25 protein-coding genes are annotated in these 23,994 nt (G+C 72.1%); 12 read left to right on the forward strand and 13 right to left on the reverse strand.

Features of this window, described 5'->3' with window-relative positions; genetic code table 11:
- Window positions 1-49 precede the first annotated feature (49 nt).
- The 6 genes from LTL01_RS01645 to LTL01_RS01670 form a co-directional block, all read right to left on the reverse strand.
- Window positions 50-742 carry a UCP033725 family protein gene (locus tag LTL01_RS01645; protein ID WP_236967137.1) on the reverse strand — a complete coding sequence of 231 codons (693 nt, stop codon included), beginning with the start codon at window positions 740-742 and terminating at the stop codon, window positions 50-52.
- Window positions 739-3,870, reverse strand: a complete 3,132-nt coding sequence (locus tag LTL01_RS01650) for a hypothetical protein (protein WP_236967138.1) — start codon at window positions 3,868-3,870, stop codon at window positions 739-741. Before LTL01_RS01650 ends, LTL01_RS01645 begins: the two co-directional genes overlap by 4 nt.
- Complete coding sequence (locus LTL01_RS01655) at window positions 3,870-4,214, reverse strand: DUF6507 family protein (protein WP_236967139.1); 345 nt, start codon at window positions 4,212-4,214, stop codon at window positions 3,870-3,872. The genes LTL01_RS01650 and LTL01_RS01655 overlap by 1 nt, the downstream gene beginning before the upstream one ends.
- 19 nt (window positions 4,215-4,233) lie before the next feature.
- Window positions 4,234-4,545 carry a pore-forming ESAT-6 family protein gene (locus LTL01_RS01660; RefSeq protein WP_236967140.1) on the reverse strand — a complete coding sequence of 104 codons (312 nt, stop codon included), beginning with the start codon at window positions 4,543-4,545 and terminating at the stop codon, window positions 4,234-4,236.
- Between the two features lie 20 nt (window positions 4,546-4,565).
- Window positions 4,566-4,898, reverse strand: coding sequence for a hypothetical protein (locus LTL01_RS01665; protein WP_236967141.1), 333 nt, complete (start codon window positions 4,896-4,898; stop codon window positions 4,566-4,568).
- A gap of 137 nt (window positions 4,899-5,035) precedes the next feature.
- The gene (locus tag LTL01_RS01670; RefSeq protein ID WP_236967142.1) at window positions 5,036-5,599 is read right to left on the reverse strand and encodes an HhH-GPD-type base excision DNA repair protein; all 564 of its coding nucleotides are present in this window, start codon (window positions 5,597-5,599) and stop codon (window positions 5,036-5,038) included.
- Between the two features lie 56 nt (window positions 5,600-5,655).
- On the opposite strand from LTL01_RS01670, the gene LTL01_RS01675 reads away from it, so the two are divergent.
- The 7 genes from LTL01_RS01675 to LTL01_RS01705 all read left to right on the forward strand — a co-directional run bounded on the left by LTL01_RS01675 (window position 5,656) and on the right by LTL01_RS01705 (window position 11,092).
- Window positions 5,656-7,161: a protoporphyrinogen/coproporphyrinogen oxidase gene (locus LTL01_RS01675; protein WP_236967143.1), complete on the forward strand. Its 1,506-nt coding sequence runs from the start codon at window positions 5,656-5,658 to the stop codon at window positions 7,159-7,161.
- A gap of 101 nt (window positions 7,162-7,262) precedes the next feature.
- Window positions 7,263-7,637 (forward strand): hypothetical protein, encoded by a 375-nt coding sequence (locus tag LTL01_RS01680; protein ID WP_236967144.1) that lies wholly within the window; start codon window positions 7,263-7,265, stop codon window positions 7,635-7,637.
- 1 nt (window position 7,638) lies between these two features.
- Window positions 7,639-8,040, forward strand: a complete 402-nt coding sequence (locus tag LTL01_RS01685; protein WP_053546992.1) for a phage holin family protein — start codon at window positions 7,639-7,641, stop codon at window positions 8,038-8,040.
- Window positions 8,030-8,323 carry a hypothetical protein gene (locus LTL01_RS01690; protein WP_236967145.1) on the forward strand — a complete coding sequence of 98 codons (294 nt, stop codon included), beginning with the start codon at window positions 8,030-8,032 and terminating at the stop codon, window positions 8,321-8,323. The genes LTL01_RS01685 and LTL01_RS01690 overlap by 11 nt, the downstream gene beginning before the upstream one ends.
- Before the next feature lie 170 nt (window positions 8,324-8,493).
- Window positions 8,494-9,333 carry a uroporphyrinogen-III synthase gene (locus LTL01_RS01695; RefSeq protein WP_053546994.1) on the forward strand — a complete coding sequence of 280 codons (840 nt, stop codon included), beginning with the start codon at window positions 8,494-8,496 and terminating at the stop codon, window positions 9,331-9,333.
- A complete protein-coding gene (gene cofD, locus LTL01_RS01700; protein ID WP_236967146.1) occupies window positions 9,330-10,352 on the forward strand; it encodes a 2-phospho-L-lactate transferase in 1,023 nt (340 codons plus the stop codon). The genes LTL01_RS01695 and cofD overlap by 4 nt, the downstream gene beginning before the upstream one ends.
- Window positions 10,349-11,092, forward strand: coding sequence for a sulfite exporter TauE/SafE family protein (locus LTL01_RS01705; RefSeq protein ID WP_236967147.1), 744 nt, complete (start codon window positions 10,349-10,351; stop codon window positions 11,090-11,092). Before cofD ends, LTL01_RS01705 begins: the two co-directional genes overlap by 4 nt.
- A 3-nt stretch (window positions 11,093-11,095) precedes the next feature.
- Here LTL01_RS01705 and cofC read toward each other — a convergent pair whose 3' ends face one another.
- Genes cofC through cofG form a run of 4 tightly spaced genes read right to left on the reverse strand, consistent with a single transcriptional unit; the run spans window position 11,096 to window position 16,618 of the window.
- A complete protein-coding gene (cofC, locus tag LTL01_RS01710) occupies window positions 11,096-11,740 on the reverse strand; it encodes a 2-phospho-L-lactate guanylyltransferase (RefSeq protein ID WP_236967148.1) in 645 nt (214 codons plus the stop codon).
- The gene (gene fgd / locus LTL01_RS01715; RefSeq protein WP_236967149.1) at window positions 11,737-12,750 is read right to left on the reverse strand and encodes a glucose-6-phosphate dehydrogenase (coenzyme-F420); all 1,014 of its coding nucleotides are present in this window, start codon (window positions 12,748-12,750) and stop codon (window positions 11,737-11,739) included. Before fgd ends, cofC begins: the two co-directional genes overlap by 4 nt.
- Window positions 12,747-14,243, reverse strand: a complete 1,497-nt coding sequence (locus tag LTL01_RS01720; RefSeq protein WP_236967150.1) for a flavin-containing monooxygenase — start codon at window positions 14,241-14,243, stop codon at window positions 12,747-12,749. Before LTL01_RS01720 ends, fgd begins: the two co-directional genes overlap by 4 nt.
- Entirely contained in the window at window positions 14,240-16,618 is a 2,379-nt protein-coding gene (gene cofG / locus LTL01_RS01725; RefSeq protein ID WP_236967151.1) for a 7,8-didemethyl-8-hydroxy-5-deazariboflavin synthase CofG, read from the reverse strand. Before cofG ends, LTL01_RS01720 begins: the two co-directional genes overlap by 4 nt.
- A gap of 103 nt (window positions 16,619-16,721) precedes the next feature.
- Here cofG and LTL01_RS01730 point away from each other — a divergent pair, with 103 nt between their 5' ends.
- Window positions 16,722-17,153 (forward strand): hypothetical protein, encoded by a 432-nt coding sequence (locus LTL01_RS01730; RefSeq protein WP_053547000.1) that lies wholly within the window; start codon window positions 16,722-16,724, stop codon window positions 17,151-17,153.
- Here the strand turns inward: LTL01_RS01730 and LTL01_RS01735 are convergent.
- Both LTL01_RS01735 and LTL01_RS01740 read right to left on the reverse strand, forming a co-directional pair.
- Window positions 17,146-17,967, reverse strand: a complete 822-nt coding sequence (locus LTL01_RS01735) for an ABC transporter permease (protein ID WP_236967152.1) — start codon at window positions 17,965-17,967, stop codon at window positions 17,146-17,148. The two genes, LTL01_RS01730 and LTL01_RS01735, sit on opposite strands and share 8 nt — an antisense overlap.
- The gene (locus tag LTL01_RS01740) at window positions 17,964-18,950 is read right to left on the reverse strand and encodes an ABC transporter ATP-binding protein (protein ID WP_236967153.1); all 987 of its coding nucleotides are present in this window, start codon (window positions 18,948-18,950) and stop codon (window positions 17,964-17,966) included. The genes LTL01_RS01735 and LTL01_RS01740 overlap by 4 nt, the downstream gene beginning before the upstream one ends.
- A gap of 131 nt (window positions 18,951-19,081) precedes the next feature.
- Between LTL01_RS01740 and LTL01_RS01745 the strand changes: the two genes are divergently transcribed.
- The 4 genes from LTL01_RS01745 to LTL01_RS01760 are packed head-to-tail and all read left to right on the forward strand — an operon-like array spanning window position 19,082 to window position 22,513.
- On the forward strand, window positions 19,082-20,143 hold the full coding sequence (locus LTL01_RS01745) for an enoyl-CoA hydratase/isomerase family protein (protein ID WP_236967154.1): 1,062 nt from the start codon (window positions 19,082-19,084) through the stop codon (window positions 20,141-20,143).
- Window positions 20,144-20,150: 7 nt separating this feature from the next.
- Complete coding sequence (locus LTL01_RS01750; RefSeq protein ID WP_308195162.1) at window positions 20,151-20,996, forward strand: LssY C-terminal domain-containing protein; 846 nt, start codon at window positions 20,151-20,153, stop codon at window positions 20,994-20,996.
- Complete coding sequence (locus LTL01_RS01755) at window positions 20,993-21,541, forward strand: hypothetical protein (protein WP_236967155.1); 549 nt, start codon at window positions 20,993-20,995, stop codon at window positions 21,539-21,541. Before LTL01_RS01750 ends, LTL01_RS01755 begins: the two co-directional genes overlap by 4 nt.
- A gap of 12 nt (window positions 21,542-21,553) precedes the next feature.
- Complete coding sequence (locus LTL01_RS01760; protein WP_236967156.1) at window positions 21,554-22,513, forward strand: J domain-containing protein; 960 nt, start codon at window positions 21,554-21,556, stop codon at window positions 22,511-22,513.
- Between the two features lie 42 nt (window positions 22,514-22,555).
- Here the strand turns inward: LTL01_RS01760 and LTL01_RS01765 are convergent, their stop codons facing one another.
- Entirely contained in the window at window positions 22,556-23,968 is a 1,413-nt protein-coding gene (locus tag LTL01_RS01765; protein ID WP_236967157.1) for a D-alanyl-D-alanine carboxypeptidase family protein, read from the reverse strand.
- Window positions 23,969-23,994: the final 26 nt, after the last annotated feature.

Here is a 23,994-nt window from a genome sequence, read left to right on the forward strand (position 1 = left end):
GTGTCCACATCTCTCGGAAAGCGTGGTCCGCTCGAGACGGGACTGTGGATCAGGACGAGAACGGCCGGTAGCTCCGTCGCGCCACCATCTGCTCGAACTCGCGGGCCTGGTCGGCGGTGATCTCTTCCAGGGGTGATTCGAGGGCGTTGATGATCGCGGCCTGCACGCTGGCGTGGCGATCGGGAGCCCAGACATCGACGTCCCGGAGGACCTGGTCTTCGAAACCGGCCGGCGTGAAGTGGCGGCGCAGCATTCCGTTCGGCGTGCGGTCGGGGCCGAACTGTGCGAAATAGCGGTCGGGGTCGATGCCGGCATCCGCCTGTGCGCTGTTCTCCGTCCCGCCGACCGGATGCCGCTCGACAACCTCGCGGATCACCAGATCCGGGTCGTCGGGATCGATCTCGCGCTCCCACCAGCCCTTGTCGACCCGCGGGAGATCGAGCGTGTCGGCGAGATCGGCACGGGATGTCCCGACCAGCACCCGCCCCCGCGCGTTGACGGCCACCGAGACCTCAGCCCCGCGATAGGTCCCCTCGTGGGAGACCGAGAACAGCTCGTCGAGTTCGCCCGGAGAGACCGCCCGGGTGTACGTCCCGACGCCGTAGCGATCCTCGAACCCGTGCTCGAGGGTCGCCGGATCGTCGGACGTCACCACGAGATCGCCCCGGGTGTCGCGATTGGCGGCGTACAGGACCCCATCCAGACGCCCGTACAGGCCGTCACGCCGCAATCCGCTCGTCACTGCGCCCCTCCGATTCCGATTCGCCGGAACTCACCGTTCGTGTAAACCGCGACCGGGGTCTTGGAGCCATTCTCCACGACAGAGATCACCGCGCCTTCGGGCGGAGTGAAGCGGCCGGAAGAAACGAACTCAGGAACCATCACATCGCTCCCGGCAGCCGTGAACCCGTTGCCCGTGAACGGTGCGGGCCAATCGTGGTCACCACCGAGGCGCGGTCCGTACGGGACGTCGAAGGACACCCCGGCCCCCGCCTCGAAGTCGATGACCGCGAACCGGTCCGCGTCCGGGCGCGTGAACGGACTGTCGGTGTAGTCGAGGCGAAGCTCGTCGACGACCTCGGCGAGGGAGCGACTCCCCCCGTCGTAGTCGCCGGCGCGCGTCATGAACCCGCCCAGCTGCGAGTACTCCCCGCCGATGTACTTGTCGATGTCGTCGATGGGGATCACCTTCGACATCGGAGTTCCTGGTGTGACGGGAGGGACGGACTCACGCAACTGGTGGATACCCTCGGCCTGCGCGTCGGTCAGATCGCTGAGGGGGGTCCGTCGAATCGTGTTCGCCTCGGCCGTCGACCAGCCCTGGTCGTCGAGGGCTCCGGTGAAGAACGCGTGGTCGTCGATGCCGACCCCGCGGCTCGGCGCCGGCCAGTCGATGTCGGCGGCCCCGTCGGGGCGATCCACGCGTCCGAAGATGTCCGCCTGCTCCGCGTTGAGCTGCGCAAGGGTCTCACTGTCGACCCCCGGGAGTCGGGACTGCTCGTACAGCCCGTGCGCGTCCATCTTCGCGGCGAGGCTCGCGTCCGTGTGGAACTGCACCTCGATGATGCGGCCACTCTGCGGGTCCACCCAGTTGCTGTTGATGCCCTGGTATCCGTCGGAGCCCCAGGTGTTCTTGAGCGCCCCGACGGGCTCGTATCCGCGCGCGGAGAGGTCGCCGATGATGCCGTTCACGCCGGCGGTGTAGGAATCCTCGGCGACGACGAAGGTGTAGCGGATGCTGTCCTTCATCCCGCCGACGACCGGACCGGCCGGCGCGCCCGGCGCCATCTGGTCGAGTTCGGTGGCCACCTTCCGGTACATCGACTCGTCGCCCTTGAGGCGATACTCGAGGCCTTCCATCCGTGCTTCGGGGTGCAGATCCTGAACGGCCTGCATGTCGGCCGTGATGCGCGGCTCGGCGGCGCGGGATCCGGCGAGGTACTCGTCGACGGCGGCGCGCTGCGCCGGGTCGAGGCTGAGGTCGGCCCCTTCGGAGCTTCGCCATCCACCCTCGTCTCCCGCCGCGGCGGGAGCGGGGTCGCCACCGTTTCCACCCGGGGGAGGAACATCGTCCGGTCCTCCGCTGGAGAGATCGGAGCCCTCCCCGCCGGAACCACCGGATCCGCCCGGACCCTCGCCTCCGGATGCGTCGCCGCCCGTGGCGGTTTCGGGCTCGCGGACGACCGTGGACTCGCCACCGGTGCCGCCGGTCTCGGTGCGGACGGGGGCGTCGTCGACGATGGAGTTCACCGCTCCAGGCGTCGTCTCTCCGCGCGCGCCGCCCGATGTGACGAGCTCGGGTTCGCGGACGGGAGCCGCGACCGAGGTCTCCGCCCCGCCGTCGCCGGCGCGCACTGCGCCGCCTGCGGCGTTGTCGAAGGTACCCGCGGGCATCTCGATCTTTCCGCCGGGGAACTCGAGGACGTTGTTGCCGGCGCCGTCCACGCGTGCGGTGACGGTGTTCGGGTCGACCCCGAAGTCGTCGAGGAGGCGCATGCCGGACGCGGCGTCGGTGGCGGTGTAGACCTCGATGTTCGGCGACTCGAACCCGTCGACCTTGCCGATGAGGTTGTCGAGGCTGCCGAGTCCGAGCGAGCCGAGGCGCGTCGCGCCGTTGACGGCCCACGCGCCGGGGTCGATCACATCGACCGCGCGCGACATCTTCGACAGCACGGATGCCGCGGTCCCGGCCGTCTTCACACCGGCGACGGCGGCGCCGCCGGGGATCAGGATCGTGCCGACGTTGAACACGCTCTCGCCGAGCGCGGTACCCGGGTCATCGGCCCACTTGTCCCACGCGATGAGCGCCTTGCCGGTGTTGACGGCGACCTCGTCGGCATCCGCCTTGAAGTCGCGCACCTCCTGCGGCAGGAATCCGTCCCCGCCCATCGACTGGGCGAGGGAATCGGCCTGGAAGATCGGGGCGAGCAGCCCGCTGTTCATGAGCCCGGCGGCTCCGAGCATGCCGAGGTTGCCCCACGCGGCACCGTAGGCGTCGCCGGAGAACCAGTCGCCCGTCTCGGGGTTGTAGCCGAGGACGAGAGTGCCGAGGCCCTCGATCGTCCCCCATACGCCGCCGACGGCGATGCCCTCCCACAGGAAGTCCTTGAACACGAACTTCGCGGTGGCCTCACCGCAGCCCTCGGTGCGCTCCACCTCGGCGCCCCACGGCATCTCGGTGCCCTCGGGGATCTCCGACAGTCCGTAGCCGAGCGCGTCGTCTTCGGACTGGTAGGCACGCAGGCCCGCGGCGCCGTAGAGCGCGCGGATCGTGTTGGCGCACGCGCGCTCGGCCTCCCACAGGGCCGTCTGCTGCGCGTTGACCTGACCGATGAGGTCGTTGTTGCGGTCGACGTAGGACTGGACCTCGTGCCACTCCTTGCTGACTGTGCGGTACTGCGGGATGTCGGCGGTCGAGGTCGACCCGCCGCCGAGCGACGACGACGAGTACGAGTAGGAGGCCGCGCCCCCGTAGCCCGACTGGGAGGTGATCCACGCGGGGTTGACCTCGCGCACGCTCACACCGCCGGCGATCTCGGCGTTGAACGCGACAGCCTGGGCGCGGAGGGAGTCCAGCTCCGCTTTGATCGGACGGATGTCGGCGGCGAAGCGCTTCAGAGCCCCGGCGACGACGTCGAGGTTGTCTCCGACGGCCGTCGCCTGTGACGACACCGGCTGCATGAGGCCGAGGAGACGCCCCGACTCGGGAGCGGAGTACACCCCCGCCATGCCCTGCCACTTCAGGTGGACGTCCGAGCCGTTCTCGCGCACGCGCGATGCGACGGAGGTGACGACGCCGGCCTGCGCCTCGATCGTGTCGGGATCGAGGTCGGCGCCGGGGATGGCGTCGGGATTGATCGCGGTCGCCATCACATCACCCCCCGCGGGAGCGAGGGCGGGAAGATCGCGGCGACACTGGCCGACTGCGCGTTGGCGGCCATCTCCAGGTCTCCGGTGACATACGCCTGCGTGGCGGTGACCACGCCGTTCGCCGCCGCGCCGATGCGCTCGTTCATCGCCCGGATGCGCGGTGCCTCCTCCTGCTGGAAGTAGGACTGCACCGCCTCGGAGATGGCAGGCGACTGCGTCGCCGTCACGGCGAGTTCGAGGGCCGGCGCGAGCTCAGCCAGCGCCGTCCCGAGCGCCTCGGCGTGCGGGTTGACGGACTGGAGAACTTCGGCGACCCCCGACGGCTGAATACTCCAGTTCGTCATGGGCTCGATTCAGACCGGCTCAGCCGATCGACTCCACAGCGGCGCGGGCCTTGCGGAGGGCATCCTGCGCCGACTCATCGTTGCGCTCGAGGGACGAGCGCAGGGTCTGGATGATGCCGCGGACCTCGGCGGCGGCGTTCTTCCACCGCAGCTCCTTGGCGCGGTAGTCCTCCGACACGCCTTCCGCGGTGTAGTCGGCCATCGCCGCCTGCACATCGCGGTCGTGCTGGTCGATGACGGCTTCGAGCTGCGATGCGACGCGGTTGAAGTTGTCCTGTGCGTTCTGGGATGCCGCGATGTCGTAGTCGCGACGGTCGCCCTGATTGACCATGGTGATCGTCCTCTCTGCGCTCAGCGCGATCCGAAACGGGCGGCGTCGAACTGCGACCCCGACTCGAGCGACTGGGTGGAGTCGACCATGGCGGACTCGCCCTCGAGGAAGGAACGGTTCATCCCGCCGATACCGACGAGGACGGCGTCCAGCGATGCCTTCAGCTCACCGGAGATCGCGTCGGTGCGCGCCTTGAAGCGATCGAAGGCGGAGCGGCCGGCGCCCTGGAAGCGGCCCTCGAGCGGCTCGGCCGCCTCGAGCAGCTGGCGCACCAGCGTGGCGAGATCGTCGCTGGAGCCCGAGGTGGTCTTGGTCAGCACGCTCAGCGTGTCAGCACCCATGGCGAACTTCATGCGTCCACTTCCTCTCGTCATTCGGCCGCGCACGCGCACCGATCAGGTCCTCGATGAAGAACTCCGACAGGCTAACCCAGGCTCGTGGACATGGTCTGTCCCCCTTTCGGAGGACAGGCTGGTTGTGCTAAGCGCCGTCAGGCCTTGCGGGCCTTCATCTCCCGCTTGTATTCGCGCACCTTCGCGAGCGATTCCGGCGACACGATGTCGGCGACCGACCGGAAGGATCCCTCGTCTCCGTACGCGCCCGCGGCCTCGCGCCATCCGTCGCCCGTGAAGCCGTACTGCTTGCCGAGGAGCGCGAGGAAGATCTTCGCCTTCTGCTCGCCGAAGCCGGGGAGGGCCTTCAGGCGCTTCAGCACCGTGGCGCCGTCGGGGTCGTCCCGTGTCCAGATCTGCGCGGCGTCCCCGTCCCAGTCCTCGGCGACCGCCTGGCAGAGCGACTGCACGCGCCCCGCCATCGACCCCGGATAGCGGTGCACCGCGGGGCTCTCGCGGAAGGCCTCGACGAGCGCGTCCGGGTCGTAGCCGGCGAGGGCTGCGGCATCCATCGCCCCCGTGCGCTCGCGGATCTTCAGCGGACCCGCGAAGGCGACCTCCATCGCGACCTGCTGGTCCAGCAGCATGCCGATGAGGAGCGCGAGCGGGTCGTCGGTGAGCAGCTCGTCGGCCGCGGCGTCCCCGGTGATGTGCAGCGTCATGCGCTCCATCATGCCGCGCCGGCGCGTCCAGGTGGCGGGGAGGTCCGAATGGAAGGATGGATGCCGTGAGTGCAACCGGAATGACCGTCGATGATCTGGCCGCCCGCGCCCGCGAGACCCGCGTGGTCGTGGTGGGCGGAGGCCTGGCGGGCCTCGCCGCGGCATGGCAGTGCGCGAAGGTCGGCATGGCCGTCACGGTGCTCGAGGCCGCGCCCGAGCTCGGCGGCACGCTCCGACGCGTCGAGCTGGCCGGGACCACGGTGAGTGCGGGCCCGTGGGGCTGGTCGTCGCGCGGCGGTGCCGTGGACGAGCTCGTCGACGACGCGGGTCTGACCGACCGGGTCGTCGAGGCTGCGGAGACCGCGACCTGGATCGCGCGCGTGCCCAAGGTCGGGGCGGTGCCCGCGCCGGAGACGACGATCCTCGGCATCCCCGAGAACGCGTGGGACGAGTCCGTGCGCGCGGTGATCGGATGGGGCGGCACCTGGCGCGCCTATCTCGACCGCGTGCGCCCCCCGCTCACGATCGGCAGCGAGCGCAACCTCGGCACGCTCGTGCGCGCCCGGATGGGGCAGGACGTCGTGGATCGCCTGGTCGCTCCCCTCAGCGTCGGCGGGTTCGGGCTGGCACCCGACGAGATCGACGTGGGGCACGCCGTGCCGAAGCTCAACGCCGCGCTCACGCGCACCGGATCGCTGCAGGCCGCCGTCGCGGAGCTGCGCGCCGAACGCGCCGAGCAGGGGGAGAGCACTCCGCTGAAGAGCCTCGACGGCGGGATGCCGCAGCTCGTCGACGCGCTCGTCGCGCGCCTGGTCGAGCGCGACGTGCAGATCGAGACCGGCACGCGCGTGGAGCGCATCGTCCGCGTCGGCGACGTGTACGAGGTCGCCGTGGACGAGGACCATGTGCTCGTGGACGACGAGGGTGACGAGGGAGAGTCGTCCCCCACCCGCGTCGCCGACCTCGTGATCGTCGCCACCGGCGAGACCGATGCGCGGCGCCTGCTCGGCGGACTTCTCGGCCGCGACCTCGGGACGTCGCGTTCGGTCGCCCGGGAGGTGGTCACCCTCGTCGTCGATACACCGGACACGGATGCCGCGCCGCGGGCCGCGACCGTGCACGCCGTGCCGGGGACGGGCGCGGCCGACAGTGTGGTCGTCGAGTCGGCACGCTGGCCGTGGCTCACCGGAGCGCTCGGCGCCGGGCGTCAGCTCGTCACCGTCGCCTTCGGCTCCTCTCTTCAGGCCCCCGCGACGGCGGCGCTCGGCGACGCCGAGACGATCGAACTCGCGCGCACCGAGGCGGAGGCGTTCCTGGGCGTCGACCTCCCGACCGTCGCGGACGCCCACCGCGCCCGCTTCGAGCTCGCGCGGCCCGCATCCGCCCTCGGACAGCCCGAGGAGGCGGAGGAGATCCGCGCCCGTGCCGCTGGGGTCGACGGGCTCGGAGTGGTCGGCGCGTGGGTGTCCGGAAGCGGTCTCGCGCGCGTGGTCGCCGACGCCGCGGACGAGACCGAACGGGTCCGCCGCGCGCGCCTGTTCGCGGCCGAGCGCGGGCAGTGAACCCGGTATCGCCGGCAATGTCAAGGGTGGATGCCGGAATCGGCATACGCCGCTACTCTGGGACTCACTTTCCAGCGCAGAACCGATCGTGAGGAGACCCCATGAGGGGCAAAGCAGGAGTGGTCCTCGGACTGGCCGTCGGGTACGTCCTCGGCACGCGCGCCGGTCGCGAGCGTTACGAGCAGATCAAGACCCAGGCCGACAAGGTGTGGAGCGCCGAACCGGTGCAGCGCCAGGTCGTGAAGGTCAAGGAGTTCGCCGCGTCCGCGGCGATGGCTCTCCCCAGCACCCTGTGGAACTCCGCAGTGAAGGTCACCAAGGCCGCAGCGTCGAAGGGTACGGCAGAGGAGCGCGTCGAACGCGTCAAAGCTGCGGGTGCGGAATCGGCCGACGAGATCCAGAAGACCGCGAAGGTGTCGGCTCGCGCCGCGAAGCAGGCCGCCGACGACCTCTCGACCGAAGGCAGTGGTTCCTGACATGACGACCCCGCGCGGTTTCCGTGATCGCGCCGACGACTCGATCTTCACTCTCGTCGGCGAGATCCCCGAACTCGTCCGCAACCTCGTCGTCGCCGAGATCGACGCGGCCAAGGGCTGGGTCAAGCGCACGGCGAAGGATGCCGGCATCGGCGCAGGGTGGCTCGTCGCCGCCCTCGTCGTGCTCTTCTGGTCGATCCCGGCCCTCGGCGCATTCATCATCGCCGGCCTGTCGTCATGGTGGCCCGTGTGGCTGTCGGCGCTGGTGCTCTTCCTGGCGATGCTCCTGTTGACCGGTGTGCTCGCGCTCTTCGGCATCCTCCGCTTCCGCCGTATGGCGAAGGCGGAGAACCCCGCTGAGGCGCTCGCGAAAGATGTGGAGGCGATCCGTGATGGACTCTGACCTGAGGAACTCCCGGACCCCGATCCCGGTGCCGCGCACGGGGGTCCCGCTCGGGATCACCGATCCCGTCGAGAAGGCGCGCGCCGAGCTGAAGGCGGCCCTCGCCGCGATCGAGGTGAAAGCCAACGTGCCGCGCCGCGTGAGCCACGTCGTCGACGAGAAGGTCGCCCAGGCGCGCGAGTTTCGCCGCCGCGAACCGGGCCTCGCCGCGGTCGCCGTCGTCGGTGCGGCCGCGCTGATCGGCACCGCGGTGTGGGCGCTCGTCCGCGGCTACGCACGCTGACGCGACCCTGACCCCGGCGGCGGATCGTCCGCGAGCCACGCGGCCGGGGGTATGCTCGCATGCAAGGCAGTGCAATGGAGCGATGCTGCCGACCGCGCGAACCCGATTCGTCCCGCGTGGCGGCTGCTCGAGGTGAGGGCGGCCGACCGAGCACCTCGAGAGTCGATGTCATGAATTCTGCCGCAGCACACCGTCCGCCCAAGCCCCTGGCGGGCTGGCGCGTGCTCGTGCCCCGCGGCGGCCCGTGGGGAGACGGCGTGGCCGCCACCCTTCGCCGTCAGGGTGCGACGCCCGTCATCGCCCCGCTCATCAACTTCGCGCCGACGAATGACCAGGCGAGCCTCGACAACGCGCTCGCGGACCTCGCCGCCGGTCGCTTCGACTGGCTGACCGTCACGAGTGCGACCACCGTGGACGTGCTCTACGCCTATCGAGCCGCCATCCCGGCGTCGACCAAGGTCGCCGCGGTCGGCGAGACCACCGCCGCCGCGCTCCTCGCGGTCGGGTACCGCGTCGACCTCGTCCCCGAGCAGGACAACTCCGCCGCCGGCATGGCCGAGCAGCTCATCGGGCTCGAGCCGCAGGCGCGCGACATCCTGACCCTCCGGAGCGAGATCGCCAAACCCGTGCTGACCAACATGCTCTCCGAGGCGGGTCATCGGGTCCGCAGCGTCGTGGCGTACCGCACCGTCGGTGTGCCGGTCACCGAGCGGATCGCCGAGGATGTCCGGTCGGGACGCATCAACGCGATCCTCGTGACGAGCGGCTCGGTCGCCGAGCAGGTGCACGAGCAGTTCCCCGAGGTCCCCGAGAGCACGATCATCGCCGCGATCGGCCCGCGCACCGCGAGCGATGCCCTGAAGGCCGGCCTCGAGGTCGACGTGATCGCCGACCAGCAGACGGTCGACGCGCTCATCGACGCCGTCGCGCGCTTCACGCTCCCGCACGCCGAAGACGAGTTCGCCCCGCGCACCGGCGCGGTCCCCCTGCCGCCGTACGACCGCGGATGACCCGCGCGGGCGGCCCCCGCATCGTGGTCCTCGCCGGCGGTGTCGGCGGATCGCGCTTCGTCCTGGGCGTCCGTGCCGCCCTCCGGGCGCGCGGGATCGACGACACAGCGGCCCGCCTCACCGTCGTCGTCAACACCGGCGACGACCTGTGGCTTTCGGGTGTCCGCCTGCAGCCCGACCACGATTCGCTCCTGTACGCCCTCGCCGGCGTCGGCGACACCGAGCGGGGCTGGGGGCGCGCGGGCGAGAGCGAGCGGGTGAGCGCCGAGCTGCAGGCCTGGGGGTCCGGCTGGCCGTGGTTCACCCTCGGCGACCTCGACCTCGGCACCCACCTCGCCCGGACCGGCTGGCTGCGCGAGGGCGCCACGCCGACCGAGGTCGCCGCGCGGCTCGGGGGCCGATGGAGCCTCGGAGCGCGCCTGATCCCGATGACGGATGCCGAGGTCGACACCCGCGTGACCGTCGCCGCCGACGCGCCGGACGGAGAACCCGGATCCGAACGGGTCGTGCACTTCCAGGAGTGGTGGACGCGGCACCGCGCCGCCCTCCGCCCGCTGCGCTTCGACAACCCCGGCATCGCCGAGGCCGTCCCCGCGCCGGGCGTCATCGACGCGATCGCCGACGCCGACGTCGTCCTGCTCGCCCCCTCGAACCCGGTCGTCTCGATCGGGCCGATCCTCGCCGTCCCCGGCATCCGCGACGCGGTGCGTGCGAGCGCGGCCCCCGTCGTCGGCGTCTCGCCGATCATCGGCGGCCGGGTCGTGCGCGGGATGGCGGATGTCTGCCTCACCGCGATCGGCGTCGACACCGACGCTGCCGCCGTCGCCGCGCACTACGGCGCCCGCCGCGATCCCTCCGGTCTCCTCGACGCGTGGCTCCTGGCCGAGGAGGACGCCGGCGCGGCCGCGCGCGTGGCCGATGCCGGCATCCGTCCCGTCGTCGCGCCGCTGTGGATGACGGATGCCGCGCGCTCGGCTCGTCTCGCCGAGGACGCCCTCCGGGCGGCGGGCCTGACGTGATCGACCTGGGCGCGGGAGCATGGGTGCTCCTCGGCGTCGCCGCAGTCGTGATCGGTCTGTCGAAGACCGCCGTCCCGGCATCCGGGACCATCGCCGTGGCGATCTTCGCCGCGGTGCTGCCGGCGCGGCAGTCGACCGGAACCATCCTCCTGCTGCTGATCCTCGCCGACATGATCGCGCTCATCGCGTACCGCCGCGACGTGAACTGGCGGGCGCTCGTGCGGCTCGCGCCCGCGGTGGGGGTCGGCATCCTTCTCGGCGTGGCGTTCCTCGCCGTCGCGGACGACACCGCGGTCACGCGCGTGATCGGTGTCATCCTGCTCGTCGTGGTCGCGTTCACGCTGCTGCGACGCCGATTCGGCAGCGCAGCAGCGAGCGGTCGTGCCCCGAGGGTGGCCGCGGCGGCCTACGGCACGCTCGGCGGCTTCGCCACGATGGTCGCCAACGCCGCGGGCCCGGTGATGTCGATGTACTTCCTCGCGGCGCGGATGCCGGTGAAGGAGTTCCTCGGCACGGCGGCGTGGTTCTTCGCGATCGTGAACATCTCGAAGGTGCCGTTCTCCGTCGGCCTCGGTCTGATCACCCCGGAGGGACTGCTGCTCGACCTCGTGCTCGCCCCGATCGTCGTGGCCGCGGCGATCTTCGGGCGGTGGTTCGCGCCGCGTCTGTCGCAGCGGCTGTTCGAACGGCTCGTCGTGGCGGCGACGCTCTTCGGCGCCCTGTACCTGATCTTCGCCTGAGGCTCAGTCGGGAAGCCCCGCGCTCGCGGCGGCGGTCCGCGGACCCACCCCGAGGGCGAGGGCGGCGCGGAGCTGCGCGATCGTGTCGACGTCGCGCCGGAGCGGCGACGACGACGGAAGGTCGAGGAGGCGGCATCCGATCTCCACATGCCGGGCGAGCGAGCCGTCGCCGAAGGACGACGCCCACGGCACCCCCGCGGCGGCGGTGACGAGGGTCGACCCGGTGCCCTCGGCATCGGCCACGACGGCGCGATCGACGTCCGCGGCGAGATCGAGCGCCGCCGTCAGGTCGTCCGGGCGCAGGGCGGGGAGGTCGCCGAGGAGGGCGGCGCGGGGGAGTGCGGCACGCGGATCGACCGCCTCGACGCCGGCGGCGACGGCGCGGTCGAGGCCGCCGGGTCGCGGGTCGGGGACGAAGCGGACCGCGGGGAGCATCGCCGCTTCCCGGGCGAGCTGCGGGTCATCGCCGACGACGACGAGCTGAAGCACCCGGGGGGACGCGGCGACGGCGGCGAGGGTGTCCAGGGCTATCGCACGGGCGAGGTCGGTGCGGCGCGCACCGTCGACCTGCAGGCGCGACTTCCCCTCGCCGGCGGGCTTGACCGGGACGACGACGACCCAGCGGGCGGGTCGGGCGGTGTCGGTCACGCGCCGAAACGCTCGCGCAGACGCGGGAGGATCTCCGCGCCGTAGCGGCGGAGGAAGGCCTCCTGGTCGTGACCCGGGTCGTGGAAGACGAGGTGGCGGAAGCCCTGCTCGACGTACCAGGCGATCCGCTCGACGTGCTCGTCGGGATCGTCCGAGACGATGAACCGCGAGGCGGCGCGCTCGATCGGGAGCGCATCGCCGAGGCGCTGCATCTCGATCGGGTCGTCGGTGCCCATTTTCTCGTCGGGGCTGAGGGCGAGCGGGGCCCAGAAGCGGGTCTTCTCGCGACCCTCCTCGAGAGTGTCGGCGAGCGAGACCTTGACTTCCATGAGGGTGTCGATGTCGTCCCTCGTGCGGCCCGCCTTGCCCAATCCCTCGTCGAGGGCGGGGAGGAGGGTGTCGGTGTAGAGCTCGGGCTTCTTCCCGCTGGTGGTGATGAAGCCGTCGGCGATCCGGCCCGCGAGGCGGGTCGCGGCGGGGCCTGATGCGCCGATGTAGACCGGCACGCGCTCATCGGGGCGGTCGTAGATCGTGACGTTGCGCGTCGTGTAGAAGGTGCCGTCGAAGCTCACGCGGTCCTCGCTCCACAGGCGGTCGATGAGGCCGAGGGCCTCCTTCAGCCGCTGGAAGCGCTCGGGGGGATCGGGCCACGCGAAGCCGAGGTTCGCCTCATTGAGCGCCTCGCCCGTTCCGACGCCGAGGATCACGCGTCCGGGGTAGAGCGCGCCGAGGGTGGCGAACTCCTGCGCGATGACGGTCGGGTTGTAGCGGAAGGTCGGGGTGAGCACGGAGGTGCCGATGAGCACCCGCGAGGTGCGCGCGCCGAGCGCGCCGAGGAGCGGAACGGATGCCGGGGCATGACCGCCGTCGTGCAGCCACGGCTGGAGATGGTCCGACACGAACACCGAGTCGAACCCGACCTCCTCGGCGAGCACGGCGAATTCGAGCAGCTCGCCCGGGCCGAACTGCTCGGCGGAGGCCTTGTATCCCAAACGGAGGGGGATGGTCATGGTGCTCCCTTTCCCGCCCGCGCCGGTGCGGGGGCGAATTCGGATCCGTCGGTGCGGGCGAGCCGCGCGCGGAAGGCGTCGACCGTGCCCGGCCACAGCAGCGTGAGGCGGCCGGAGCGAGGATCGACGTACCAGCTGCGGCATCCGCCGGTGATCCACGGCGTGGATGCCGCCGCCGCGTCGATCTCCGCGGTGTAGGCGACCTCGGCATCGGGGCGCACCCGCAGGACGCCGTCGGGCATCGTGTCGCGGTGCGCGAGGGCGTTCACGGCGTACGCGGCCTGCTCCTGGATCATCAGGACGGCGGAGTTGTGACCGAGCGACGCATTCGGGCCGTTGAGGACGAAGAGGTTCGGGAAGCCGGAGACCACGGTGGAGGCGAACGAGGTCATGCCCGAGGCCCAGTGCTCAGCGAGGGTGACGTCGTCCTCACCCCGCACGAGGGCGGCGTAAGGCTGCTGCGCGGAGGCGAAGCCGGTGGCGAGGATCACGACGTCGGCGTCATGCGCACGGCCCGCCGCGGACATCAGACAGGCGCCGTCGACCTGCGCGAGGGCGGTCGGCTCGAGCGTCACCCGGTCGCCCGCGACGGCGGGGTAGAAGTCGTCGGAGAGGAGCACGCGCGTGCAGCCGAAGGCGTAATCGGGGGTGAGTGCGGCGCGGAGGGCGGGGTCGGCCACCTGGGCGTGCAGGTGCGCCAGGGCTTCCGCGCGGGCAGCCTCCGAGGCCGCGGCGTCCCCCGAGCGCGACGCGAAGCGATCCTCGCCCTGGAGGTACAGCGTCCGGCGCAGGCGTGCGAGGGCGTCGGGGTCGTCTCTCAGGCGTCGGCGCTCGGCATCCGTGTAGGGTGCGTCGCCGCGCGGCACGATCCACGCCGGAGTCCGCTGGAAGAGCGTCACGTGCGCGGCGGTGCGCGCGAGCTCCGGGAGGATCTGCACCGCGCTCGCCCCCGTTCCGACGAGGGCGACCCGGGCGTCGGCGAGCGGCACGTCGTGATCCCAGCGCGCGGAGTGGAACATCGGCCCGGGGAAGGTCTCGAGTCCGGCGATGTCGGGGATCGAGGGCTCGGTGAGCCGCCCGCACGCGAGCACCAGCACCTCGGCCTCGAATGTCTCCGCAGTGGGGCCCGCGGTCTCGATCCGCCAGACGGCCGCGGAGACATCCCATCTCGCCGCGGTCACGGCGGTGCGAAGGCGCAGGCGCTCGCCGAGGCGCTCGCGAGCGGCGACGTCCTCGAGGTAGGCGCGGATCTCGGCGCCCCGCGCGTAGACCCCCGGGGCATCCGGACGCGGATACTCGGCGAAGCCGTACAGGTGCGCCGGCACGTCGCACGCGACGCCGGGGTAGGTGTTCTCGCGCCAGGTCCCGCCGACGGATGCCGCACGCTCGAGCAGCACGAAATCGTCGCGGCCCGCCCGCTGGAGCGCGATCGCCATCGCGAGCCCGGCGAACCCGGCGCCGACGATCGCCACCTCCACGCGGCGCGCGGTCACCGGCTCACCTCGCGGTAGTCGGTGGTGCGCTGGCGGAACGGCCGGAGGAGGCGCGCGACGAGGCGCTCGGCATCCGCTCGGGGGAACTCCAATCCCTGCTCGATGCCGGTGTCGGGGCGGACGCGCCCGTCGAGCAGCGTGCCACCGAGGTCGTCTCCGCCGGAGCGGAGGAGGGTGGCGGCGGTATCGCGGCCGACGCGGGTCCACGGGATCTGCACGTGAGCGATGCTGCCGCTGAGGAGCAGACGCGACACCGCGACCATCGCCCGGTGCTCGTCGATCGCGGCGCGCCCGGGCACGAGGGGGACGCCGCCGGCGGGACCGGGGAGGGGGATCGGCACGAACTCGGTGAACCCGCGCGTGCGCTCCTGGATTCCCCGGAGGCGGCGGAGGTGGGCGATGCGCTCGGCAGCGGTCTCGACGTGACCGTAGAAGAGCACCGAGGTCGAGCGGAACCCGGCCTCGTGGGCGGTGATGATCCCCTCCTCCCACCGGGCGATGTCGAGGTCGTCGGGGGCCACGAGGGCGCGGACGCGTTCGCTGAGGACCTTCACGCCGGTGCCGGGGACCGTGTCCACCCCGGCGTCCCGCAAAGCCGCGAGGGCGCCGGGGAGGCCGAGCCCGCCGCGGTCGGCGAGGTCGCGGACGTCCTGCGGGCGGTACGCGTGGAGGTGGAGGGCGGGCGCTGCGGCCGTGATCGTCCGCGCGATCGCCAGGTACGCGGCGGGGTCCTCCGTGTCGGGGAGGCGCCCCTGCACGCAGATCTCCGTGGCGCCGAGGGCGGCGGCATCCGCGGCGATCTCGGCGACCTCGTCGAGTGAGAACGTCCCGGGCTCACCGGTCGGCGTCGCGCGGAACCCGGTGGAGGTGAGGTTGCGGTTGACGACCATGCTCACCGCCTCGCCGACGGTGTAGCGGCGGACGTCGTCCGCGGTGCGGGCGAGGACGTCGAGCGCCTCGCCGGTGGACTCGAGGAGGTCGACCCATTCGGCGTCGTCGAGGCTCGCCGGGTCGTCGGCGGCGCGTTCGGCCAGGCGGGTGGCGCCCGATCGCGGTGAAGGACGCGGGACGGATGTCGCCTCGGCGGATGCGGCGGGGGCTCCGGGGCCGATCCGTCCCGCGTTTTCGACAGCGGAGACGCGGGAACCGGCCGCGGCGAGGCCCGTGTCCGGATCGGCAAGGCCGGCGACGGCGGGGGCGAGCCCGGGATCGAGCCAGGTCTCGGCGTCCCGGACGTACTCCGGGTGCGCCGTCAGGCGCTCGCGGAGGGTGTAGCCGAGGTCGGCGGTGGCCGCGGCGAGGTCGTCGACGTGCGGCCACGGGCGCTCTGGGTTGACATGATCCGCGGTGAGCGGCGAGACCCCGCCCCAGTCGTCGATCCCGGCCGCGACGAGCCGGGCGAACTCGCGCGGGTCGGACAGGTTCGGCGGCACCTGGATCCGCATGTGCGGGCCCATCACCAGGCGCGCGACCGCGACGGTGCGGATGTACTCGTCGAGATCGGCGTCGGGGGCGTCGCGCATCGCCGTCTGCGCCTTGGCGCGGAAGTTCTGCACGATCACCTCCTGCACGTGCCCGCGTCCGGACGCCGCATGACGGAGGTGTGCGTCGCGGATCGCCACCAGCGACTCGGCCCGATCGCGGATCGTCTCGCCGATGCCGACGAGGATGCCGGTGGTGAACGGCACGCGCAGGCGCCCGGCGTCTTCGATGACGGCGAGGCGGAGATCGGGGTCCTTGTCGGGCGAGCCGTAGTGGACCTGACCGCGCTCCTCGAACAGCCGCCGTGAGGTCGTTTCGAGCATCATGCCCATCGACGGCGACACGGTGCGCAGGCGTCGGAGCTCGTCTTCCGTCATCACGCCGGGGTTGGCGTGCACGAGCATGCCGGTCTCGGCCGTGATGAGCGCGGCGATGTGGGCGACGTAGTCGATCGTGGAGGCGAAGCCGTGGTCGTCCAGCCAGGCGCGAGCCTCGGGCCAGCGCTCCTCCGGGCGGTCGCCGAGGGTGAGCAGGGCCTCCTTGCACCCGAGCGCCTGACCCTGTCGCACCACCTGGAGCACCTGCTCGGGCGACATGTACGCGGGCTTCTGCAGCAGCGCGAGCTGCCCGGGGGTGTCGACGAACACGCAGTAGTGGCAGCGGTCGCGGCAGAGGGTGGTCAGCGGCACGAACACCTTGCGCGAGTACGTGATGACCCCGGCGCGTCCGGCCGCGGCGAGCCCCTCGTCGCGGAGGCGACCGGCGAGAGCGGCGAGCGTCTCCTCGTCGGGACCGGATGCCGCGAGCAGCGCTTCGGCGTCGTCGGCGTCGAGCGCGGCGCCGGAGCGGACGCGGTCGAGCGCGCGGTGCACCGCGGAGCCGAGCAGGGTCATCGCTCAAGTCTCCCACCGCGCGGCAACCGTCGCGTCGCGGATCGTTGCGCTCCTGTGAGCAAACGCCTCGGAACGTGCGCCGCGACGCTGGCAGACTAGGGGCATGGTCACGCTCCTGCTCGATTCCACCCGGCTCGAAATCGCGCTGTCGGGGTCGGAGCGCCTCCTCGCATTCCGCAAGGAGAATGTGCTGGTCGAGCGGTCCCAGATCGCGAAGGTCCAGCTCACCGAGGACGTCTGGACCTGGCTCCGCGGCGTACCGAGCCCCGGTACGCACGTGCGCGGGATCGTTGCGGCGGGTCGCTGGCGCTCGGCGGGCGGCGACGACTTCGCGATGATCCGCCGACGCCGCGAAGGGGTCGTCATCGACCTCGAGGGGCACGAGGAGTTCGAACGCATCCTCCTCACGACCCGCCACGGGCTCGCGCTCGTCCAGGCGCTCCGCATCGACGTGGACGCCGATGACGCGGCGACGGATGTCGTCGAGATCGTCGAGACCGCGGCGGTTCCGGTGATCGTTCCCGGCGTCAGCTGACGTCGCGTCGCCAGGTGGTCGCCCACCCGACCACGAGGAACACCGCGGCATAGGCGAGAAGCACGATGCCGCCGGCCCACCACTCGAGTGTCCCGCCGTCGCCACCGGTCGGGCCGATGCCGGTGAAGACGCTCGCGCCGACGAGGGCGTCGCCCGCGGCTCCCGGAAGGAACCGGACGACCTCGGAGAGGCCATCGACGAACGAGCCGGCGACACGGCCGATCGGCTCGAGGAACTGGGTGAACACCAGCACGCCGACGACGGCGCCCACCTGGTTGCGGACGAGCGCACCGACACCGATGCCGATGAGGACCCACAAGACGAAGGCGATCAGCATCCGCCCGATGAGCGCCCACGTGTCGGCCTCGCCGAGACCCGTGTCGATGCCGAATCCGGCGAGGAACCCCGCGCCGGCGCCGACGGCCGCGAGCGTTCCGAGCACGCCGTAGAGGAGGCCGAGCAGGATGCCGACCACGACCTTGCCCGCGAGCGCCGTGCCGCGCCGGGGGAAGGCGAGGAAGGTGGGGGTGAGCGTCTGGTGGCGGAACTCGCTCGTGACCATCAGGGTGCCGATGAGGAGCGGGAAGACGTAGCCGACGGAGGTGGCGGAGCTGTAGATCGTCGGCGGGAGGATCGACGGGTCGATCGTCATCTGCTGCCCGGGGAGTGCGCCGCTCGCCGAGGCGGCGAAGACGAACCCGAGCGCCGCCGCGGTGAAGGCGACGTAGGCGACGAGGATGATTGCGAGCAGCCACCACATCGAGGTGGTGATCTGCTTGACGGACTCGGAGCGGACCGCTGCGGCGAGCGTCATCGCAGCTCACCTCTTTCCTCGGTCGTTAGCTCTTCGTCGGCGATGGCCCCTTCGTCGGCGGCGGCCTGCGGCTCCGCGGGGGTGTGCACGCGGGTCCCGTTGACGAGGTCGAGGAACACCTCCTCCAGCGCGGGGCCGCGGCGCTGAAGGCCCGAGAGGGCCACGCCCGCCGCGGCGGCGATCGTGCCGACCTCGGCCGGATCGCGGTCGGTCACGCGGATGCCGCCACGGATGATCTCCACGGTCGCACCGGCCGCGCCCAGGGCATCGAGAAGGCTCTGTCGATCGGGGGCGTCGACGACGGTGGCGTACTCGTTGGGATCGGCGAGGTCGTCGAGGCCGCCCTGGAAGACGCGCTGCCCGCGGGAGATGATCAGCACCGCATCGGCGGTCTGCTGCACTTCGGCGAGGAGGTGCGAGGAGACGAGCACCGTGCGACCCTCGCGGGCGAGCTCCTGCAGGAGCCGGCGCATCCAGCGGATGCCCTCCGGGTCGAGGCCGTTGGACGGCTCGTCGAGGACGAGGACGCCGGGGTCGCCGAGGAGCGCCGAGGCGAGTCCGAGTCGCTGACGCATGCCGAGGGAATAGCCCCCGACCTTCCGGCCGGCGGCATCCGAGAGTCCGACGAGGGCGAGGGTCTCGTCCACGCGGGTGCGGGGAAGACCCGCCGCCGCGGCGAGGACCCGGAGGTGTCCCGCGCCGGTGCGGCCCGGGTGGAAGCTGGAGGCCTCGAGGGCCGCGCCCACCGAGCGCAGCGGATGCCGCAGCTCCGCGTACGGGCGCCCGCCCACCGTCGCCGTCCCGTGTGTGGCGCGGACGAGCCCGAGCAGCATGCGGAGGGTGGTGGTCTTCCCCGCGCCGTTGGGCCCCAGGAAGCCGGTCACCAGCCCCGGTTCCACGCGGGCGGTGAAGTCGGAGACGGCCCGGATGCGGCCGAAGTCTTTCGTGAGTCCGGTGAACTCGAGCGCCAATGCGTCGGGCATGCCGCGCCTCTCGTCGGTGTCGTCGTTCTGCGGTCAGGTCCCCCCATCCTGTCGGATCGGACGCGGCGATGCAGAAACGCTCCGCGGAGGCACCCCGATGGCGGGGGTGCCGCCCCGGTAACGTGTGTGCCGTGACCGACGACGCCGCACCCACCGTCCTCGCCCGTCCCGCGGGCAGACTCGGGTGGCTGACGCTCAATCGGCCCCGCGCGATCAACGCCCTCGACCTCGAGATGATCCGGGCTCTGCATGCCGCGCTGGACGCGTGGGAGGACGACACCGACATCGACGTCGTCCTCATCGACGGAGCGGGCGACCGGGGGCTCTGCGCGGGCGGCGACGTGCGCGACCTCGCCTCCCGCATCACCGCGGGACACCCGGCGGAGGTGGCGCTCTTCTTCCAGGAGGAGTACGCGCTCAACGCCCGCATCGCCGAGTACCCGAAGCCCGTCATCGCGCTCGCGGACGGCATCACGATGGGGGGCGGGATCGGCGTCGCGGGCCACGCGGCGATCCGCATCGTCACCGAGACCTCGCGGTTGGCGATGCCCGAGACCCGGATCGGGTTCACCCCGGACGTCGGCGGTTCGTGGCTGCTCGCCCGCGCGCCGGGCCGGCTGGGGGAGTTCCTCGCGCTGACCGGCGGGACGATGGATGCCGCCGACGCGGTCTACGCCGGATTCGCCGACCACTGCGTGCCCCGCGCCCACCTCGACGCCCTCCGTGAGGCGTTCGAGCGGCGTGCGGATCCGGAGACCCCGACCGAGCTCGTGCTCCTCTTCGACGAGACGCCGGAACCGTCCCGCCTCGCCGCCGCGCGCGTCTGGATCGACGACGCGTTCGCGGCCGACACGGTCCCCGAGATCATCGAGCGGCTCCGGGCGCGCGACGAGGATGCCGCGCACGCCGCCGCCGACACCCTCGAGGAGCTCTCGCCGACGGCGTTGACGGTGACCCTGGCCGCCGTCCGCCGCGCGCGCGAGCTGCCGGACCTCCGTGCGGCGCTCGGTCAGGAGTACGGGCTGGTGATGTGGTTCGCCCACACCCAGCCCGACCTCCCCGAGGGCGTGCGCGCGCAGCTCATCGACAAGGACCGTTCGCCCCGGTGGCAGCCCGCGACGCTTGCGGAGATCGACCCCGGGCTCGCGGCATCCGCTCTCGCCTTCGTCCCCGACGAGCCGCTCCGGGGGTGAGGGGACGATGACCGGGACTCGCCGCCGGACGTACTCGCTCGGCATCGCCGTCGACTGGTTCTTCTTCGTCTTCGCGGGCCTCGCGGCGGTCTGGCTGGCCTACCTCAGCTTCACCGAATCGTTCCGCGTGGGTTGGTGGGGGCTCCCCTTCTTCATCGGCTTCTGGGTGCTCCTGGCCTACCTGGTGCTCCCGCGCCTGCACCGGATCCTCACGACCGTGTACGTGCCGGACTACTTCATCGGTCGCACGCGCACGAGCGACGGCCTCCTCGGCGATCCGGTGAACCTCGCCCTCCTCGGCGAGGGGGCGCAGATCGAGCAGGCGATGCGCCGCGCCGGGTGGACGAAGGCCGACCCGGTGACCCTCGCGTCGTCGTGGCGCATCATCACCTCGACGCTCCGTCGGCGGAGCTACCACGAAGCCCCGGTCAGCCCCCTTTTCCTGTTCGGGCGCCAGCAGGACTTCGCCTACCAGCAGGAGGTCGACGGCAATCCCGCCCAGCGCCACCACGTGCGGTTCTGGCGGTGCCCCGACGGCTGGCTCCTCCCCGGCGGCACGCGCGTGGACTGGCTCGCGGCGGGCACCTTCGACACCCGTGTCGGGCTGTCGCTGTTCACCCTCCAGGTCACCCACAAGATCGACGCCGACACGGATGTCGAGCGTGACCACATCGTCCGCACCGTGTCGGAGGCCGACCCGCGCGTGCGGGTGGACGTCATCGCCGACTTCGCCACCGGCTACCACGCCCGGAACGGCGGGGGAGACAGCATCCGCACCGACGGGGATCTGCCGATCATCGACGTCCGCGCGGTTACGGTCGCCCATCCCGCCGACGAGGAGGTGAGGTCGTGAACCCCGACCACGCGCACGCGCACCACCACGCGCCGCACAAGCGGCCGGCGTACGAGCCGGGGGCGCTGCTGCTCTCGCCCGTCCGCTACGACCCGGACATGCCGCGACCGGCCACGACCGTCGCGGGGAGTCTCCTGGTGCTCCTCCGGGTGATCGCCGGGGCGCTCATCCTGTGGGAGATCGCGCGGGAGTGGGACACGTTCTTCGCCGACGCGATCGCGGCCGACCCCTCGCTCGGGTCGCCGGACGTGAAGGCGATCCTCCTCGGGCTGGTGCTCATCGGAGGGAGCACGTTCCTCCTCATCGACGCCGTGCTCGGAATCCTGATCTATCGTGGCCATAACTGGCCGCGCGTGCTCGTCATGCTGTTCTCGGTCATCTCCATCAGCACCGTGTTCACCGCGTGGTGGGTGCGGGGCGAGGAGATCACCCTGGACGGGACGTTCCTGTCGCTGAGCCTGGACATCCTGCTGCTGCTCGCGCTGTCGAGCCGCAGCGCGGCGGCCTACGCCCGCCGGAACGAGAGACGACCCGAGAACGACTGAGGAAGGAGCGGGATGTTCGACAGCCCGCTGTCGGCCTCCGCGTACGACGTGCTGGGGGTCGCCCCCGACGTCGACGACGACGCCCTCCGCAAGGCCTACCGCCTGCGTCTGCGACAGACCCATCCCGACACCGGCGGCGACGCCGCGACCTTCGTGCAGGTCCAGCGCGCGTGGGAGCTCGTCGGCACCGCCGACGCCCGCGCGGCGTACGACCGCGGGCACGGCTTCGGCTCGAGCGCGGCGCCGGAGTGGTCGGATGCCGCGGGGTCGGCATCCGATGCCACCGCGTGGCGCGCCCCGCGGGCGGCCTCCCGCGACACCCGTCCGCGGGCCCGTTCGCACGGGCATCCGGGTGGCTGGCGACGCGAGCGCTACCTCGACCTCATGCGCGAGTGGGTCGGCCGCGGCGTTCCGCTGGAGGACCCGTACGACCCGGCGCTCGTGCGCACCGCCCCGCACCACCTGCGACGGCTGCTCGCCGACGCGCTCGCCGAGGAGGCGACCGCCCGCATCGTCGCCGATCTCGGCATGGGGTACACGGTGTGGCACGACGTGATGGTCGAGGGTCGCGACGCCGGATCCGACGACAAGATCGACCACATCGTGCTGGGCCCGAGCGGCCTCTACGGGGTGCTGTCGGAGGACTTCGGCGGACCGGTCGGTGTCCGTCGCGGCGAGATCGTGGGCGACGGCGTGGTGGGCACGCCGATCGCGGACCTCGTCGCGCGCGTGCGCGGCATGGGTCGTGCGGCGGGGGTGCGCTTCCGCGGCGCGATCGTGGTGCTCCCCGACGACGACCTCGACCAGGCGATCACCGAGCTCGGCAAGGTGCGCGGTGTGCCCGTCGCGGTCGTCGCGCGCAGCGCGCTGTCGACGATCCTCCGCCGCGGGCTCACCGGCGCGCGCGCGATGGGCGGCAACGAGGTCTTCGACGCGCGTACGCGTCTGCAGCAGCGGGTGCGCTTCGCCTGACGGCGCGAGGTCCTCGGCCGCCCGCCTGAGCCCGCGTGAGGATCAGTCGGCGAGGCCGAAGAGTTCGAGCGGGTGGGTGAGGCGCCACCAGACGCTCGGGGGCTCGATGTCTTCGGCCAGCCGCAGGTCGACGAGGTCGTCGTCGAGCGGACCGTCGACCGAGAGCGCTCCGACGACGTCGCCGGCGGTGCGGGCGTCGCCGAGGTCGTACCGGGTCGACACCGTTCCGGCCCCGCCGTTCCACAGGACGACGGCCGCGTCGCTCGCCGTGACGATCGAGACCTCCTCGCCCCACTCCGTGCGGACGAGCCCCGCGACGGTGTCGGCGGTGACGGACGGCCGCGGCTGCAGCTCCTGCTCCAGCTGCGCGTACAGCGCGCGCGACGCCTCGACCCGCGCCGCGTCATCGGGCTGGCCGAGGACGGCGGCGTACAGCCGGACGGTGGTCTCACCGGCGACGACGTCCTTCGCCGAGAGGAGGTTCCACGCGTCGAGGGTGCCGGTCTTGATGCCGAGCACGCCGGGGTCGGCGAGGAGTCCGTTGGTGTTCTCCACCCGGCCGGCGCCCGGGAGCTCGATCGCCTGCTTCGAGACGATCTCGGCGACCACCGGGTTCTCCATCGCCTTCTTCGCCAGCGGGATGAGCGCCTCGGCGGTGGCGGTGTTCCCCAGGTCCATGCCCGTCGGCTCGACGACGGTGATGCCGGGGATGCCGTGGGTGGCCAGCCACGACCGTGCCGCCGAGGCGAACACCTGGTCCGAGGGCCAGATCGTGGATGCGAGGCGCTCGGCGTAGTTGTTCGCCGACCCCACGAGGATCCCCTCGAGCATCTGGTACTGCGTGAGTGCGCCGTCGATCGGGACGTCGAGGGCGGACTCCCCGCGGGCGCGGTAGTCCCAGTACTCGAGCATGTCCGCGTAACGGAACCGGTACTCCGGGCCCTGCTCGCCCGGGGCGAGGGGCAGCTCGTCGAGGATCATCAGCGCCGTGACGACCTTGGTGATGCTGGCGATGGATGCCGGATCCAGCGACGACGCGAGCGTCTCGTCGATGCCCTCGACCGCGATCGCCGCCGATCCCGCGCCGGGCCACGCCGGAGCCGCAGCGACCGAGGCGATCGGCTCGACCTGCACGGGGGCCACCTCCGGTGCCACGGCGTGCAGCGGCCAGAGGAGGGTGGTGGCCGCATACGCGCCGGCGAGCGCGGCGAACACCCCGACCGGGATGAGGACCCCCGGGCGGAGGATCGAGCGGCGCGGGGCGTCGGCGAGCAGGTCGGGTTCGACCGGGACGAAGGGAGCGGATGCCGTGGCGAAGTCGGTCCGGGACGACGCGCCCGTGACCCGCTTCGGGTCGAGCCACGCCAGCGCCCCCGTCGGGGTCGGGCCCGTCGTCGACGCGACGTTCTCCCGACGCGCGCGACGCGTCGTCGCCGGGGCTTCGTCCACGCTCACCCGGCCAAGATACCGCGCCCGGGCGC

Source organism: Microbacterium aurantiacum (assembly GCF_021654035.1).
In the GTDB taxonomy this organism is placed as follows: domain Bacteria; phylum Actinomycetota; class Actinomycetes; order Actinomycetales; family Microbacteriaceae; genus Microbacterium; species Microbacterium aurantiacum.

What these genes read in the sequence shown, in the direction of transcription:
- LTL01_RS01650 (WP_236967138.1), bottom strand. Translation starts at nt 3,870, where the DNA reads ATGGCGACCGCGATCAATCCCGACGCCATCCCCGGCGCCGACCTCGAT.
- LTL01_RS01655 (WP_236967139.1), bottom strand. Translation starts at nt 4,214, where the DNA reads ATGACGAACTGGAGTATTCAGCCGTCGGGGGTCGCCGAAGTTCTCCAG.
- LTL01_RS01660 (WP_236967140.1), bottom strand. Translation starts at nt 4,545, where the DNA reads ATGGTCAATCAGGGCGACCGTCGCGACTACGACATCGCGGCATCCCAG.
- LTL01_RS01665 (WP_236967141.1), bottom strand. Translation starts at nt 4,898, where the DNA reads ATGAAGTTCGCCATGGGTGCTGACACGCTGAGCGTGCTGACCAAGACC.
- LTL01_RS01670 (WP_236967142.1), bottom strand. Translation starts at nt 5,599, where the DNA reads ATGACGCTGCACATCACCGGGGACGCCGCGGCCGACGAGCTGCTCACC.
- LTL01_RS01675 (WP_236967143.1), top strand. Translation starts at nt 5,656, where the DNA reads ATGGATGCCGTGAGTGCAACCGGAATGACCGTCGATGATCTGGCCGCC.
- LTL01_RS01680 (WP_236967144.1), top strand. Translation starts at nt 7,263, where the DNA reads ATGAGGGGCAAAGCAGGAGTGGTCCTCGGACTGGCCGTCGGGTACGTC.
- LTL01_RS01685 (WP_053546992.1), top strand. Translation starts at nt 7,639, where the DNA reads ATGACGACCCCGCGCGGTTTCCGTGATCGCGCCGACGACTCGATCTTC.
- LTL01_RS01690 (WP_236967145.1), top strand. Translation starts at nt 8,030, where the DNA reads ATGGACTCTGACCTGAGGAACTCCCGGACCCCGATCCCGGTGCCGCGC.
- LTL01_RS01695 (WP_053546994.1), top strand. Translation starts at nt 8,494, where the DNA reads ATGAATTCTGCCGCAGCACACCGTCCGCCCAAGCCCCTGGCGGGCTGG.
- cofD (WP_236967146.1), top strand. Translation starts at nt 9,330, where the DNA reads ATGACCCGCGCGGGCGGCCCCCGCATCGTGGTCCTCGCCGGCGGTGTC.
- fgd (WP_236967149.1), bottom strand. Translation starts at nt 12,750, where the DNA reads ATGACCATCCCCCTCCGTTTGGGATACAAGGCCTCCGCCGAGCAGTTC.
- cofG (WP_236967151.1), bottom strand. Translation starts at nt 16,618, where the DNA reads ATGACCCTGCTCGGCTCCGCGGTGCACCGCGCGCTCGACCGCGTCCGC.
- LTL01_RS01730 (WP_053547000.1), top strand. Translation starts at nt 16,722, where the DNA reads ATGGTCACGCTCCTGCTCGATTCCACCCGGCTCGAAATCGCGCTGTCG.
- LTL01_RS01735 (WP_236967152.1), bottom strand. Translation starts at nt 17,967, where the DNA reads ATGACGCTCGCCGCAGCGGTCCGCTCCGAGTCCGTCAAGCAGATCACC.
- LTL01_RS01740 (WP_236967153.1), bottom strand. Translation starts at nt 18,950, where the DNA reads ATGCCCGACGCATTGGCGCTCGAGTTCACCGGACTCACGAAAGACTTC.
- LTL01_RS01750 (WP_308195162.1), top strand. Translation starts at nt 20,151, where the DNA reads ATGACCGGGACTCGCCGCCGGACGTACTCGCTCGGCATCGCCGTCGAC.
- LTL01_RS01760 (WP_236967156.1), top strand. Translation starts at nt 21,554, where the DNA reads ATGTTCGACAGCCCGCTGTCGGCCTCCGCGTACGACGTGCTGGGGGTC.